Origin of the sequence: Pseudoalteromonas sp. L23 (genome assembly GCF_021728455.1) — a bacterium.
GTDB lineage: Bacteria > Pseudomonadota > Gammaproteobacteria > Enterobacterales > Alteromonadaceae > Pseudoalteromonas.
In genome coordinates, this window is record NZ_JAKKCW010000053.1 from 1 (window position 1) to 1,353 (window position 1,353).

1 protein-coding gene is annotated in these 1,353 nt (G+C 41.8%); it reads right to left on the bottom strand.

From position 1 onward, the window contains the following. Window positions 1-350 precede the first annotated feature (350 nt). A partial coding sequence (locus L3V43_RS23640; protein ID WP_237117549.1) for an IS110 family transposase occupies window positions 351-1,353 on the bottom strand: 1,003 nt, incomplete at its 5' end.

Sequence of the window (1,353 nt, forward strand, 5' to 3'; positions counted from 1 at the left end):
GGTTGTTTTAACAGCCTTGTTGCTTCTTTTATTTATCTCTCATTTACTATTTGTATGTATTGATAAACAGTCACTTTGAGTCACCCTAAATAAGGTGCTGCTCTGACATATATTCGGGCTTAACTGACTTTCAGCGCCCCTAATGAGTTTCGAACCTAGTCACCCAAAAAGTAGAATACACCCACGCGGCATTGAATGCCTTGCCTATAACGGGTTTAACTAGGTAGGTTTGACCTTTTGTTCATCGTTATATTTACAGCAATGAGAATATGGCTATCAAGGGCTCATAAACACCCACTCGGGCTTGAGGCCCTTGTCACAACCGAGCTCCTTGATAGCCATAATTTGAGTCATGATTGCGCCTCACTTTGTGTATATTGGGCTTTATAAGGTTCATTTCTTTGTAGCAATATCCACATTAAGCGAGCCAATCGGTGGGCCGTGGCCACCACCGCTTTATTTTTACCGCGACGCTCTACCAATGCGTTGATCCATTTGTTTAAATCATCCTGCTTTTTGTGCGCATGATTGACCACTGTACGGGCACCATGAATGAGTTGCTTTCTTAGATAACGATCACCTCGTTTAGTGATCCCTCCCATCTTATTGGTTTCACCCGAAGCATATTGACGTGGTGTGATCCCAAGCCACACAGCCAACTCCTTTTTATTAGAAAATGCTTGCCCTTTATCTATTGTGGCACTCAATGCCGATGCGTTGATAATCCCAATTCCGGGGATGGATTGGATAATTTGAGCAGCTTGGCTCTGTTCATTAAACTGCTTAAATTGTGCCTCTACATTTTTAATATTGGCGTCTAACTTTTGCATTTCTTCATAAACGTCTCTGAGGAGTAGATTTAAAGCTCCATGTAAATTACGGTTGAGCAGATCAGCAATGGTTGCACGAAAAGACTTTAAGCTCTTCTTGATGACGATGCCAAATTCAAGTAACAAACCACATGTTTGGTTGATGCAGGCGGTTCGATTATGTATGAGCCGTTCCCGATAGCGATGTAGTGCTAGGATTGCTTGCTGATGCTCTGTTTTTACAGGAACAAAGCGAATGTTAGGTCGAAGGCTCGCTTCATAAATCGCCATACAATCATTTTTATCGTTTTTATTGCCACGGACAAAAGGGGTAACATGTTGCGCAGGGATAAGCTGAACTTGGTGCCCAGCTTGTAAGCAGTACCGCCCCCAATAATGAGACGTTGAGCATGATTCCATAACAACATTACAAGCAGGTAATTGGGTCAATGTTTGCAAGAGCTTTGCTCTATCTAACCTTCTGGAAAAACATTTATTACCTTGCTTATCAAACGATAAAAGTTGGAATACATTTTTTGCTAGA